General features: G+C 61.6%; 12 protein-coding genes. 6 read left to right on the forward strand and 6 right to left on the reverse strand.

Translation table 11 applies throughout. The features are described 5' to 3' along the window. Positions 1-20 precede the first annotated feature (20 nt). Positions 21-908 carry a LysR family transcriptional regulator gene (locus VC35_RS13935; protein ID WP_046040809.1) on the reverse strand — a complete coding sequence of 296 codons (888 nt, stop codon included), beginning with the start codon at positions 906-908 and terminating at the stop codon, positions 21-23. A 128-nt stretch (positions 909-1,036) separates the two neighbouring features. Here VC35_RS13935 and lysM point away from each other — a divergent pair, with 128 nt between their 5' ends. After that, positions 1,037-1,477, forward strand: a complete 441-nt coding sequence (gene lysM / locus VC35_RS13940) for a peptidoglycan-binding protein LysM (protein ID WP_046040810.1) — start codon at positions 1,037-1,039, stop codon at positions 1,475-1,477. 155 nt (positions 1,478-1,632) lie between these two features. Here lysM and yrfG read toward each other — a convergent pair whose 3' ends face one another. Then, the gene (gene yrfG / locus VC35_RS13945) at positions 1,633-2,295 is read right to left on the reverse strand and encodes a GMP/IMP nucleotidase (RefSeq protein WP_046040812.1); all 663 of its coding nucleotides are present in this window, start codon (positions 2,293-2,295) and stop codon (positions 1,633-1,635) included. Between the two features lie 88 nt (positions 2,296-2,383). Here yrfG and nudE point away from each other — a divergent pair, with 88 nt between their 5' ends. Beyond that, entirely contained in the window at positions 2,384-2,950 is a 567-nt protein-coding gene (gene nudE, locus VC35_RS13950; protein WP_046040814.1) for an ADP compounds hydrolase NudE, read from the forward strand. Then, on the forward strand, positions 2,947-3,774 hold the full coding sequence (cysQ, locus tag VC35_RS13955; RefSeq protein WP_046040815.1) for a 3'(2'),5'-bisphosphate nucleotidase CysQ: 828 nt from the start codon (positions 2,947-2,949) through the stop codon (positions 3,772-3,774). The genes nudE and cysQ overlap by 4 nt, the downstream gene beginning before the upstream one ends. Before the next feature lie 163 nt (positions 3,775-3,937). Here cysQ and VC35_RS13960 read toward each other — a convergent pair whose 3' ends face one another. From VC35_RS13960 to rfbC, 4 genes are all read right to left on the reverse strand, one after another. Then, a complete protein-coding gene (locus VC35_RS13960) occupies positions 3,938-4,393 on the reverse strand; it encodes a YiiD C-terminal domain-containing protein (protein ID WP_008003181.1) in 456 nt (151 codons plus the stop codon). 40 nt (positions 4,394-4,433) lie between these two features. After that, positions 4,434-5,828: a sigma-54-dependent transcriptional regulator gene (locus VC35_RS13965; protein ID WP_046040818.1), complete on the reverse strand. Its 1,395-nt coding sequence runs from the start codon at positions 5,826-5,828 to the stop codon at positions 4,434-4,436. Then, complete coding sequence (locus tag VC35_RS13970; RefSeq protein ID WP_046040890.1) at positions 5,825-7,633, reverse strand: sensor histidine kinase; 1,809 nt, start codon at positions 7,631-7,633, stop codon at positions 5,825-5,827. Before VC35_RS13970 ends, VC35_RS13965 begins: the two co-directional genes overlap by 4 nt. Positions 7,634-7,726: 93 nt before the next feature. Then, the gene (rfbC, locus tag VC35_RS13975) at positions 7,727-8,272 is read right to left on the reverse strand and encodes a dTDP-4-dehydrorhamnose 3,5-epimerase (protein ID WP_046040819.1); all 546 of its coding nucleotides are present in this window, start codon (positions 8,270-8,272) and stop codon (positions 7,727-7,729) included. Between the two features lie 186 nt (positions 8,273-8,458). Here rfbC and VC35_RS13980 point away from each other — a divergent pair, with 186 nt between their 5' ends. From VC35_RS13980 to VC35_RS13990, 3 genes are all read left to right on the forward strand, one after another. Further along, positions 8,459-11,371, forward strand: coding sequence for an aminotransferase (locus tag VC35_RS13980; protein ID WP_046040821.1), 2,913 nt, complete (start codon positions 8,459-8,461; stop codon positions 11,369-11,371). Positions 11,372-11,645: 274 nt separating this feature from the next. Then, positions 11,646-12,752: an agmatine deiminase gene (aguA, locus tag VC35_RS13985; RefSeq protein ID WP_046040822.1), complete on the forward strand. Its 1,107-nt coding sequence runs from the start codon at positions 11,646-11,648 to the stop codon at positions 12,750-12,752. Between the two features lie 244 nt (positions 12,753-12,996). Then, on the forward strand, positions 12,997-13,209 hold the full coding sequence (locus VC35_RS13990; RefSeq protein ID WP_007972820.1) for a hypothetical protein: 213 nt from the start codon (positions 12,997-12,999) through the stop codon (positions 13,207-13,209). Positions 13,210-13,295: the final 86 nt, after the last annotated feature.

The raw sequence follows: 13,295 nt of genomic DNA on the forward strand, positions 1-13,295 counted from the left end.
CTACCGATAGATACCGTCGATCAAGCACCAATCAGCGATTGTTGATAGAGGGTAAAACAGGCTTCTGCCAGCGCTGAGCGCGGTGCGCTGCGACGCATGATCAGCCCCAGGCGGCCGAGGGTCTGGGCGTTCTCGATCGGTTGCAGGCGCAAGTGTTCGGTCAGCCCTTCGAGGCCGCCGTCCAATGGCATCACGGCGCAACACAGACCGCCGTGCACGGCTTGTAACAGTTGATGCACGGCATCGGTCTGCAACAACGGCTGCGGGGTCAGACCACGGCTGTGGAAGTTGTGGTCGATGGACTGGCGAAAGTGCATGCCGCTGGTGAGCATGCCCAGCGGCAGCTCAATCAAGGATTCCCAGCTCAGCGGCGCCTCGCCAAAGGTGAAGAAGCGTTGATCGTACAGCAGGCCCATGCGGGTTTCGCTGAAGGCCAGGGAGTCGAAGTGTTCGGTGTTGAGGCGCTCCAGATAGGAAACACCGAGATCCAGGCGATTGTTCGCCAATTGCTCGAGGATCTGCTCCGAACTCAGGGCCGAGAGTTCGAAGCGCAGGTTCGGGTGTTCGGCGTGCAAGCGTTGCATCAGTGGCAGCGGATCGAAGCTCGACAACGGCACTACGCCCAGGCGCAAGGTGCCGACCAGATTGCCGCGACAGGCAGCCGCCTCGGCGTACAAGCCGTCGTAGGCCGCCAACACCGTGCGCGCCCAGGCCAGCACCCGCTCGCCTGGCGCGGTGAAGCCTTCGAAGCGCTGACCGCGATTGACCAGCGGTAGGTCGAGTTCTTCTTCAAGGCTGCGCAGGCGCATGGACAGGGTCGGCTGAGTGATGTGGCAGCGCGCGGCGGCCTGTCCGAAATGGCGGGTTTCGTCGAGCGCGATGAGGAATTTCAGCTGCTTGATGTCCATCTGCGCTCCAGGGGGTGGGAAGGTGCGGATTCTATCGCAAGCGGGGTCATTGGTCGGGTTGGATTCGTAAGTGACGACCGTGGTCTAGGCTTTGACGTCTGGAACCCGAAACCCAAGGAGAGTGCACCATGAGTCTTTTGAGCTTTGTGAAGGAAGCAGGCGAAAAATTGCTGGATTTGCTGACCCCAGGCAACGCCAATGCCAGTGAGCAGTTGAAGGAGCACATCAGCAAGGTCGGCTTGGGCAACCCGAATGTGCAGGCGACGGTCGATGGCGACAAGGTCACGGTGACCGGTGAAGTGGCGAGCCAGGAAGAGAAGGAAAAGATCCTGCTGGCGGTGGGCAATATCGCCGGGGTTGGCAGTGTGGATGATCAGATTACCGTGACTGGGCCTGTCGTTGCTGCCGCAGTGTTTGTCACCGTCGTGAAGGGCGATACCCTCAGTGCGATTTCCAAGCGCGTGTACGGCGATGCCAACAAATACAACAAAATCTTCGAGGCCAACAAGCCGATGCTGTCGCACCCGGACAAGATCTATCCAGGGCAGTCGTTGCGGATTCCTGAGTAACACCAAATCTGTGGCGAGGGGGCTTGCCCCCGTTGGAGTGCGAAGCACTCCCAATTCGGCCAATGCGTTCTTTCCGATAGATCGCGTCAGCTGAAAGGCGACTGCTGCGCAGCCGAGCGGGAGCAAGCTCCCTCGCCACATTGACCGCGCCAGGTTCAAAGCCCCGCAATCAAATCCCGATAATCCCCGACCGCCGCAAACTCCGCCGTATCCTTCGGCCCCTTGCGGCTGTCCGGCTCACGCACGGCCAGCAAATGCGCCACGCCAAAGTCCCGTGCACTGCGCAGGATCGGCAACGTATCATCGATGAACAGGCTGCGCGCAGGATCGAAATCGATATCGGCTTGCAGCGCATCCCAGAACTGCGGGCTTTCCTTGGGGAAGCCGTAGTCATGGGAGCTGATCAAACGCTCGAAGTAGGGCGCCAGTTCGATTTTTTCCAGCTTCAACGACAGCGCATCCCGATGGGCATTGGTGATCAGCACCACGCGCTTTCCGGCCCGTTTGATCGCCGCCAGAAAGGTGTCGGCATCCGGGCGCAGGGCGATCAGATGCGCGGTTTCCAGTTTCAGGTCGCGAACCGACAGTTTCAGTTCGGCGCTCCAGAAGTCCAGGCAGTACCACTGCAACTGGCCGGCATGGCGCTCGAACAACGGCTGCAGTTCCATCTCGGCCATGGCCCGGCTGACCCCGTGCAGTTCGGCGTAACGCTGGGGCAGGTGCTCCATCCAGAAGTGGTTGTCGAAATGCAGGTCCAGCAGCGTGCCGTCCATGTCCAGCAGAACGGTATCGATGTCGGACCAGGGTAATGAAGGCATGGCAACGTCTCGGGCAGTAGAAAGATTTCTGGCGTAAACAATCGGGAAAGCCGCGTTATAGTAGCGCGTTCACGCCAAGGAGCTTTGCATGCGCCAGAAACCCACCATACTCGCCCGCGAAATTGTCGCCACCAGTCGATTGTTCTGCGTGGAAGAGCTGAAGCTGCGCTTTTCCAACGGCGTGGAGCGCACGTATGAACGCCTGGTCGGCAAGGGTGCCGGGTACGGCGCGGTGATGATCGTGGCGATGCTCGATGCCGAGCATGCGGTGCTGGTCGAGGAGTATTGCGGCGGCACGGATGAATATGAAATGTCATTGCCCAAGGGTTTGATCGAGCCGGGCGAAGACGTGCTGGCAGCAGCCGAGCGTGAACTCAAGGAAGAGGCCGGTTTTGGCGCGCGGCAACTGGAGCACCTGACCGAGTTGTCGCTGTCCCCCGGTTACATGAGCCAGAAGATTCAAGTGGTGCTGGCTACTGACCTCTACGAAGCGCGTCTGGAAGGCGACGAGCCAGAGCCTATGCGGGTGGACAAGGTCAATCTGCGGGAGCTTTCGGCGCTGGCGCAAAACCCGCAATTTACCGAAGGCCGTGCCTTGGCGGCGCTGTACCTGGCCCGAGACCTGTTGACTCAGCGCGGAGCGTTCCAGCCATGAATTTCCCGCATCCGTTGATGGCGCCGGTAATTGAGCTGGCCTTGCAGGCCGGTGATGCGATCCTGCCGTTCTGGCGCACAGGTACGGCCGTCACGGCGAAGGCTGATGACTCGCCGGTGACCGCTGCTGACCTGGCCGCGCACCACCTGATTCTGGCCGGGCTGACGGCGCTCGATCCGAGCATCCCGGTGCTCTCCGAGGAAGACGCCAACATTCCCCAAAGCGTGCGGGCCGGATGGCAGCGCTGGTGGCTGGTCGATCCGCTGGATGGCACCAAGGAATTCATCAACGGCAGCGAAGAGTTCACCGTCAACATCGCGCTGATCGAAAACGGTCGGGTGGTGTTCGGTGTGGTGTCGATGCCGACCAACGGGCGTTTTTACGTCGGTGGTGCGGGACTCGGCGCCTGGCGTGGCGATAAAGGTGGCACGCCCGTGGCGATCAAGGTGCGTGATGCATTAGCGCCCGGCGAGTCGTTCACCGTGGTGGCCAGTCGTCGCCATTCGAGCCCGGAGCAGGAGCGTTTGCTGGCGGGGTTGAGCGCCAGCCTTGGCGAGCTGCAACTGGCCAATATCGGCAGTTCGCTGAAGTTTTGCCTGCTGGCTGAAGGGACGGCGGATTGCTATCCACGCCTGGCACCGACTTCCCAGTGGGACACGGCTGCAGCGCAAGGTGTGCTGGAAGGTGCGGGCGGTGAGGTGCTGGAGTTGAGCGGTGAGCCGTTCAGTTATCCGGCAAGGGAGTCGCTGTTGAATGCGTTCTTCCTGGCGTTGCCGGCGAAGGCGGCTTGGCGGGAGAAGTTGTTGGAACTGGCACGGTCCTGAGCTCGCCTTTACTTTGTGGCGAGGGGGCTTGCCCCCGTTGGGCAGCGAAGCTGCCCCAAATCTGCCCTCGCGCAGTATCCGTTAGAATCGGTTGTCTGGATTGCGCCTGCTACGCAGTCGAACGGGGGCAAGCCCCCTCGCCACAGGTGTTGTGTCAGCCGGTTCAGCGGTGCAACACGTACTGCCCGACAAACCTAACCGCATCCTCATCACGGCCTTCATTGACGACCCGCGTATGCAGCGTCAACCGTGCTCGGCTGTATCGCTGGAAGGTGGTCAGGAATTTCTTCCAGATCACCGGGTCCGGCGCCTGGCAAATGGCATTGGCATCCCCCGTCACCGGCAGCGGATAGCTGATCTGCCCTTCCTGAATAACGATGTGCCCGTCGGTAATGCCTTCTTCCTTGAGGCGCAGATGCAGCCAGCCCCAACCGGCCAGGACCGCGCCGCAATACAGGCTGCCACCGAACATGGTGCTCTTGTGGTTGACGTTGGCTTCCAGCGGCAAGTGCAAACGCAGTTGCTGGTCATGCCAGTCGAGCACTTTGAGGCCCATGTCCCGGGTGAGAGGAATGTCGTGATGGAGAACGGATTCCAGTTGTCGACTGTCGCGGCTCATTGAGGGGCCTCTGGCGTGAAGTGGATGATTGGACGGTAGCTCAGTCGAGGTCGTCAGGGTGGGCCGAGGCACCACTGTCGGCGAAACTCAGACCGTGCTTGCGCAGTTTGTCGTGCAGGGTCTTGCGGGGAATGCCGAGGGCTTCGGCGACGCTGCGCACCGAGCTGTGCGAGCGTGCCAGTTCGGCGGCGATGAGGGTTTTTTCGAAGTTCTCCACTTGCTCGCTCAAACCGCCGCTGACGGCTTCGACCCTGTTGCCAGTGCCGCCTTCCGGTGTGCTGTTGTCGAGGGCCAGTTCCAGCCCGAGGGCAAAACGTTCGGCCGCATTTTGCAGCTCGCGCACGTTGCCCGGCCAGGTGTGGCGCAGCAGCAAGGCACGTTGTCCCGGTTGCAGTTCATGGGGCGGCAAGCCGTGGCGGGCACTGGCTTCATCGGCAAAATGCTGGAACAACATCAGCGCATCTTCGCCCCGTTCGCGCAGCGGTGGAATCCGTAGCGGCGCGACGTTCAGGCGGTAATACAGGTCGGCACGGAAACGCCCTTGATCCGCTGCCTGACGCAGGTCTTCCTTGGTGGCGGCGATGATGCGGATGTCCAGCGGGATCAGTTGATTGCCGCCCAGGCGTTCGACCACCCGCTCTTGCAGCAAGCGCAGCAATTTGACCTGTACATCCAGGCTCATGCTTTCGATTTCATCGAGGAACAGCGTGCCGCCATTGGCGAATTCGAACTTGCCGATGCGGCGTTTCTGCGCGCCGGTGAAGGCGCCGGGCTCGTGGCCGAACAGCTCGCTTTCGACCACTGATTCGGCCAGGGCACCGGCGTTGATTGCCACGAACGGTCCGTTGCGGCGACTCGATAAATCGTGCAGCGCCCGGGCCACGACTTCTTTGCCTGCGCCGGTTTCGCCGAGGATCAGCACATCGGCCCTGGTCGCCGCCAGGGCGCCGATCTGCTCGCGCAGGCGCAGCATCGAAGGTGAGTGGCCAACCAGCCGCGTGCTCAGCTCGTTGCGGTCACTCAAGGCCAGCCGCAGGCTTCGGTTGTCCAGCACCAGCCGGCGCAGGGCCAACGCGCGGCGCACACTGTCGAGCAGGGCGTCGCTGGCGAAGGGTTTTTCCAGAAAGTCATAGGCCCCGGCGCGCATGGCCTGCACGGCCAGCGGCACATCGCCGTGGCCGGTGATCAACAGCACCGGCAGCTCAGGGTCCTGGGCGTGCAGTTCAGTCAGCAGTTCGAGACCGTCCATGCCGGGCATGCGGATGTCGCTGACCACCACCCCCGGCCAGTCGCGTTCAAGTTGTGCGGCCAGCCCTTTGGCTTCGGCCAGCGGCAGGATTTTCAGGCCGGCCAGGTCCAGCGTCTGGCTCAAGGCCTGGCGCAAGTGGGGATCGTCGTCGATCAACACGACCTGAATGCGGTTGTCGATGGTCATGCACTTCGGTCCTCGGACGGTTGCAGGCTCACGCCCGGTGCGCCTGCGCGCAGCTTCAGGGTAATCAGGGCGCCGCCCTCCTTGTGGTTGGCGAACGACAGTTCACCGCCGAAGGCGCGCATCAGGGTTTCGCAAATCGCCAGCCCCAAGCCGAGACCCTGGGTGCGGGTCTTGGTGGTGTAGAACGGCTCGCTGGCGCGCCCAAGGGCTTCCATGCAAAAGCCGGGGCCATTGTCGCGAATGTACAGGTTGACGCCATCGGCCGTGGATTGGGCACTGAGCCAGAGTTTACGTGGCGGGCCTTTCTCCGTCAGGGCATCCAGGGCGTTGGCCAGCAGATTGCCGAGTACCTGGCGCAGGCGGGTTTCCCCGGCCTCGACCCACAGGGTGGCGGCGGGCAAGTCGCGGATCAGTTCGACTTCCATGCTGCGTCGACGCTTGGCCAGCAAGGCCAGGGCATCGTCCAGCGCCGGTTGCAGGGCGACGCTTTCCGGGGCGTGCCGATCGCGTCGGGCAAAGGCGCGCAGGTGGGCGATGATCGAGGCCATGCGACCGGTCAATTCGCTGATCAGCTTGAGGTTGCCGCGGGCATCGTCGGTGCGCTGGTGATCGAGCAACACTTCGGCGTTTTCCGCGTAGCTGCGAATTGCTGCCAGCGGCTGATTGAGTTCGTGGCTGATGCTCGCCGACATGGTGCCCAGTGCCGACAATTTGCCGGCCTGCACCAGATCATCCTGGGCGCGGACCAGCTCCTGCTGAGCCTGTTCGCGCTCCAGCACTTCCTGTTTAAGGCGCCGGTTCAGGCCTTCGAGATCGCTGGTGCGCTCGGCGACCCGGCCTTCCAGCTCGCGACGAGCCTTGGCTTCGAAAGCAATGCGCTCGAGGTAATGGCGGCGGCGCTGCATCATCAAGCCAAGCAACAGCATCAACACCAACAACGCTGCGCCACCGATGGCCACCACCGTGCGCACCGGACGGTCGATCAAGGTGCGCGGGGCGAGGATGCTGACGTCCCAGCCGGTTTCGGCGATCTGCTGGGTCTGGGTCAGCCAGGCATTGGGGTTGAGCTTCAGCGGTTTTGGATCGCGGGTTGGATAGGGCTGGATCGCAGTGATGGCTTTGCTTTCGTCTTCGCTCAACGAACGGGTCGAGCGGAATCGCCACTCCGGTCGCGAGGTGAGAATGACCACGCCGTTGTGATCGGTCAGCAGCAGTTGCTCCGGGGTTTTGCCCCACAGGCTTTCGGTGTGGTCGAGGTCGACCTTGACCACCAATACGCCGACGATTTTTTCGCCGTCGCGCACACCGGCGGCGAAGAAGTAACCGCGCTTGGCGGAGGTCGTGCCCAGGCCGAAAAAGCGCCCGAGCCGCCCGGCCATGGCTTCGCTGAAATATGGCCGGAAGGAAAAGTTGCGCCCGACGAAACTGTCGTGTTTGTCCCAGTTGGAGGCGGCCAGGGTCTTGCCGGTGGCGTCCATCAGGTACATGACTTCGGCACCGGTCTGGGTGGCGATGTTTTTCAGCAGGCGGTTGGCATTGCCTTGGGTGACGCCATCGTCCGGCGCGCCGAGCACGGCACGCAAGGCGGGCAGGTCGCCGAGGATCTGCGGCAACACTTCATAGCGGTGCAGGGTACCCAACAGGTTGGCGACGTAGAGGTCGAGGGTCTGACGATTCTGACTGGCCAGCTCGCTGCGGTAGTAACGCTCGGCGAGATGCTCCAGCGGCCACAGCAACGGCGCCAGGCACAGTGCCAGCAGGGCCAGGCTGCGCCAACGGGGTCTGGGGGGGAGAGTCGGTTTCATGAGCAGCATGCGCCTGTGGGTACAGGCGCATTATGCCTAGGCTTGCCCGCCTTGGGTCAGCTGCATCTTGATCGGCCAGCTTCAGCCGGCCTTTCAGGCAAAGACGTCGGCATCCTTGAAGAATACGCCGGCCTGATCTTTCGCCGACAGCTGCGGCGTGTCCTCCAGTTGCCAGTCGATGGCCAGGTCCGGGTCGTCCCAGCGAATGCTGCGCTCGGCCGATGGCGTGTAGTAGTCGGTGGTTTTGTATAGGAACTCGGCAAACTCGCTCAAGACCACGAACCCGTGGGCGAAACCTTCCGGAACCCAGAGTTGGCGATGATTGGCGGCAGACAGGCGCACAGCGACCCATTTACCGAAGTGCGGTGAGCTGCGACGGATGTCTACGGCGACGTCCAGCACTTCACCGGCCGTGACGCGAACCAGTTTTCCCTGGGTATTTTCCAGTTGGTAATGCAGACCGCGCAGCACGCCCTTTTGTGAACGGGAGTGATTGTCTTGAACGAACTCAGTGTCCAGTCCGGTGGCCTCTTTGAAAGCCCTGGCGTTGAAGCTCTCGTAGAAGAAACCACGTTCGTCACCAAAGACCTTGGGTTCGAGGATCAGAACACCGGGCAGGTCGGTGGTCACTACATTCATGGTCTTTCTCCAGTAACAGGCGTTTGATGGCCGCCATTCTTGCGCAAAGTGCAGATCGAGGCGAGTACGCAGGGATAAAACGCTCAATACCGCCCCGACAAACGACCGGCGCCGGCAGTGGGGGGGTTGCGTATCGCCCGAACCAGTGGCGATATAGGCGCCTAATAAAATTTCAGGGGTCGTTGTATGCCGCTCGCCACGTTGATTCATCGCGCCAGTTTGCCCAGCCCGCAGGTGTCTGTGGAGCAAGCGCTAGGGCTGCTGGAAGAACATTACGGGCTCAGCGGCAGGTTGCAGGCCCTTGGCAGCCAGCAAGACCTGAACTACCGCGTCGACAGCGAGCGGGGACGTTTCGTCCTGAAAATCTGCCGTGGCGACTACTCGGTACTGGAGATTCAGGCACAACACGCCGGGCTCAAGCATCTGGGCGAGCACCCGGATGTACAGGTGCCGCATGTTATCGCGGCGAAAAACGGTGCAGACCTGCTGTCGCTGGACGTGGACGGCCAGGCGGTACACGTTCGCCTGCTCGACTACATCGAAGGCCAGCCGCTGACGAGCCTCGGCCATTTCAACCCGACGGTGGTGTCCGGCTTCGGGCGCCTGTGCGGTGAAATGGACCTGGCCCTGGCGGATTTCGACCATCCGGGGCTGGTGCGAACCCTGCAATGGGACGCCCGCCATGCTCACGCCCTGATCGCGCATTTGCTGCCGGTGATCAAGGATGAAGCCAAGCGCAAACTCATCGTCGAAGCGTCCGGGCAAGCCGAGCGGCATTTGCAGCCGCTACAGGACAAACTGCCGGTGCAGGCCATTCACATGGACATCACCGACGACAACGTGGTGTGGCAGCGCGATGCGCAGCGCCATTGGCAGTTGCAAGGCGTGATCGATTTCGGCGACCTGGTGCGCACCTGGCGCATTACCGATCTGTCGGTGACCTGCGCCGCGCTGCTGCATCATGGCGAGGGCGATCCGTTCTGCATTTTGCCGGCAATCCAGGCGTATCACGCGGTCAACCCGTTGCAACACGAAGAACTGCTGGCGTTGTGGCCGCTGATCGTCGCCCGTGCGGCGGTGTTGGTGCTCAGCGGCGAACAGCAGGTCAGCATCGATCCGGGCAATGCCTACAGCCGCGATAACCTGGTCCATGAGTGGGAAATCTTCCGTGTGGCCACGTCGGTGCCGTTGGCGCTGATGGAAGCGGCGATCCTCACCGCCGTCGGCCAGAACCTGCCCACCATCGGCAGCGAAGGCTTCGCGCCGCTGTTGCCGAGCCTGGTGGGGCGTGAGTTCGCCTTGATCGACCTGGGCGTGCTCAGTCCGCATTTCGAAGCGGGGAACTGGGAGCAGGAGGGCGTCGATCAGCGCCTGCTGGATGAAGCGGCCGTGGCACATGGCCTGGCGGCCAGTCGTTACGGGCAATACCGCCTGTCCCACACCCGCCCGGACAGCGCCGCTGAACCGGACACTTGCCCGTTGCACGTCGAGTTGCGTGTGCCTCAGGGCACAGCGGTCGAAGCGCCGTTTGCCGGGGTGGTGCATCACCCATCGGTGGGCGTGCTGCAATTGGACGGCCCGCAACTGAGTGTGCGGCTTTGGGGTGTCAGGCCGTCTCTGCACAGCGGCGCAGCCCTGGTCAAAGGCCAGGTACTGGGCTCGGTCAGCGGGCCATTGATCGTGCAGTTGTGCCGTGGCGCGTCGATCAATGCGCCGTTGTTCTGTACACCTTCGCGCGCGGCGGCCTGGCAAGCATTGTGCCCTTCGCCGGCAGCGTTGCTGGGGCTGGCCTGTGACGCCGAAGCCGAGCTCGACGGCCCGACCCTGCTGGCCCGGCGCGATGCCAGCTTCGCCCGCACGCAAAAACACTACTACGTCGACCCGCCGCGCATCGAACGCGGCTGGCGCAACCATTTGATCGACATGCAGGGCCGTTCCTACCTCGACATGCTCAACAATGTCGCGGTGCTGGGTCACGGCCATCCACGCATGGCCGCCGTCGCCAGCCGCCAGTGGTCATTGCTCAACACCAACTCGCGCTTCAACTACGCTGCCGTGGCCGAGTTCTCCGAACGTTTGCTGAAGCTGTCCCCTGACGGCATGGATCGCGTGTTCCTGGTCAACAGCGGCAGCGAAGCCAACGACCTGGCGATTCGCCTGGCGTGGGCCTACAGCAGCGGCCGCGACATGCTCAGTGTGCTGGAGGCCTACCACGGCTGGACCGTGGGTGCGGATTCGGTGTCGACCTCGATCGCCGACAACCCCAAGGCGTTGAGCAGCCGCCCGGACTGGGTGCACCCGGTGACCGCGCCAAACACCTATCGCGGTGAATTCCGTGGCCCCGACAGCGCACCGGATTATGTGCGCAGCGTCGAACACAACCTGGCGAAAATCGCCGAGCAGAATCGCCAACTGGCCGGTTTCATCTGCGAACCGGTGTACGGCAATGCCGGCGGTATCTCGCTGCCACCAGGCTATTTGAAACAAGTCTATGCAATGGTCCGGGCTCGGGGCGGCGTGTGCATCGCCGACGAAGTGCAGGTGGGCTACGGGCGCATGGGCGATTTCTTCTGGGGCTTCGAAGAGCAGGGCGTGGTGCCGGACATCATCACCATGGCCAAGGGCATGGGCAACGGCCAGCCACTGGGCGCGGTCATCACCCGCCGGGAAATCGCCGAGGCGCTGGAGGCCGAGGGTTACTTCTTCTCGTCCGCCGGCGGTAGCCCGGTCAGTTGCCAGGTTGGCATGGCCGTGCTGGATGTGATGCACGAGGAAAAGCTCTGGGAGAACGCCCAGGTCGTAGGCGGGCACTTCAAGAAGCGCCTCGAAGCGTTGATCGATATTCATCCGTTAGTGGGCGCGGTGCACGGTTCCGGTTTCTATCTGGGCGTCGAACTGATACGCAACCGCGAAACCCTGGAGCCAGCCACCGAAGAAACCACCGCACTGTGCGACCGTTTGCGTGAACTGGGGATCTTCATGCAGCCGACCGGCGATTACCTGAACATCCTCAAGATCAAGCCGCCGATGGTGACTTCGCGCCAGAGCGTGGATTTCTTCGTGGACATGCTGTCGAAGGTGCTCGCGGAAGGGCTGTAAACACATCCCCCTGTGGGAGCGAGCCTGCTCGCAATAGCGGTCTTTCAGTCGAAAAGTATGTGACTGGAATGGCCTCATCGCGAGCAAGCTCGCTCCCACAGGGGTGGTAGTGCTAGTTCGATTGATATCGGCTTTCGATCGGTTGTTTTTGTAACTCTGGATGTAAGGTGCTTTAAAAGCCGATATTTATCGGATATAAAGTGGCCAGTCCACGGCGTGTATCAATGCGCTTCCATTTCTGTCAGGTATCAATGTCACTCCGGAGTCCTGAGCCATGACCACGTTGAACAGCTCCCCTCGCGCCGACGGCTTCTACATGCCAGCCGAATGGGCACCCCAAACCCAGACCTGGATGATCTGGCCCGAGCGCCCGGACAACTGGCGTCTGGGTGGCAAACCAGCACAAGCCGCCCACGTGGCAGTGGCCAAGGCCATCGCCCGTTTCGAACCGGTGACCGTGGCGGTTTCCGCCGGCCAGTACGAAAACGCCCGTGCCCGTCTGGACGTGCCGAATATTCGTGTGGTGGAAATGTCCAGTGACGACGCCTGGGTCCGCGACACCGGCCCGACCTTTGTCATCAATAACAAGGGTGAAGTCCGTGGCGTGAACTGGGACTTCAATTCGTGGGGCGGCTTCGACGGCGGCCTGTATTCGCCATGGAACCGTGACTCGCAGGTCGGCGGCAAGATCCTTGAGATCGAGCGCAGCCCGCGCTACTGCACCGAAGGCTTCGTGCTGGAAGGCGGTTCGATTCACGTCGACGGCGAAGGCACCCTGATCACCACCGAGGAATGCCTGCTCAATCGCAATCGCAATCCGCACATGAATCGCGCAGAAATCGAAGCGGTGCTGAGTGCAAACCTGGCTGTGGATAAAATCATCTGGTTGCCGGATGGCTTGTTCAACGATGAAACCGATGGTCATGTGGATAACTTCTGCTGCTACGTGCGCCCGGGTGAAGTGCTGCTGGCCTGGACCGATGATCCGCAGGACCCGAACTACCCGCGCTGCCAGTCGGCGATGAAAGTGCTGCAAGGCAGCACCGACGCCAAGGGCCGCCCGTTCACGGTGCATAAGATGCCGATCCCGGGCCCGCTGTTTGCGACCGAGGAAGAGTGCGCCGGTGTCGATCCGGTCGATGGTACGCAGGAACGTAATCCTACTGTTCGTCTGGCCGGTTCCTATGTGAACTTCCTGATCGTCAACGGCGGCATCATCGCGCCGTGCTTTGACGACCCGCAGGATGGCCCGGCAAAGGAGATCTTGCAGAACCTGTTCCCACAGCATGAAGTGGTGATGGTGCCTGGTCGCGAACTGTTACTGGGGGGCGGCAATATTCACTGCCTTACCCAGCAACAACCCGCGCCGCACAAGGAGTGAGTTAGGTCGTAACAGCTTGAGTTGATTGCAAAATTCCTCAGGCTGTCGATAAGCCACCAGCGTTGCACGGAGCCCGCGGCCCTACAGGCCTGCGGGCTTTTTTGTATATACAAGGACACACTTCAGAGACCTTGGCACAGCTCTTGTATCTCTGCTGTTGTAACTCGGGGAGGGGGAGGACTTCGATGTTCTGTCATAAACCTTGGATAAGTTAGCCGCTCACAAACCGGGAGAGAGCGCTGAAATGAACGCCGAAGTGAACGTAGTGAGCGACAAGGCGTTGCATCCCCTGGCAGTAAACAGCGAATCGCTCCAGATCCTGGCGCACTGGTTCAAGTCCAATGGAATGCGTCAGATCAGCGAAACTGATCCGCGCCGGACGATGATCGAGCGTTACCCTGCTGGTTTATTCAGCGAGGCGGAACTGGATGCGTTGTGGGATGTAATGGAAGGATAAGAAGAAAAACAACGGATTGAACAAAAAAAGCGCTGCCGGGATGGCAGCGCTTTTTTTTGCCCGCAGATTCCTGCAATCACCACGAT

The organism is Pseudomonas fluorescens, from assembly GCF_000967965.1.
Lineage (GTDB): Bacteria > Pseudomonadota > Gammaproteobacteria > Pseudomonadales > Pseudomonadaceae > Aquipseudomonas > Aquipseudomonas grandcourensis.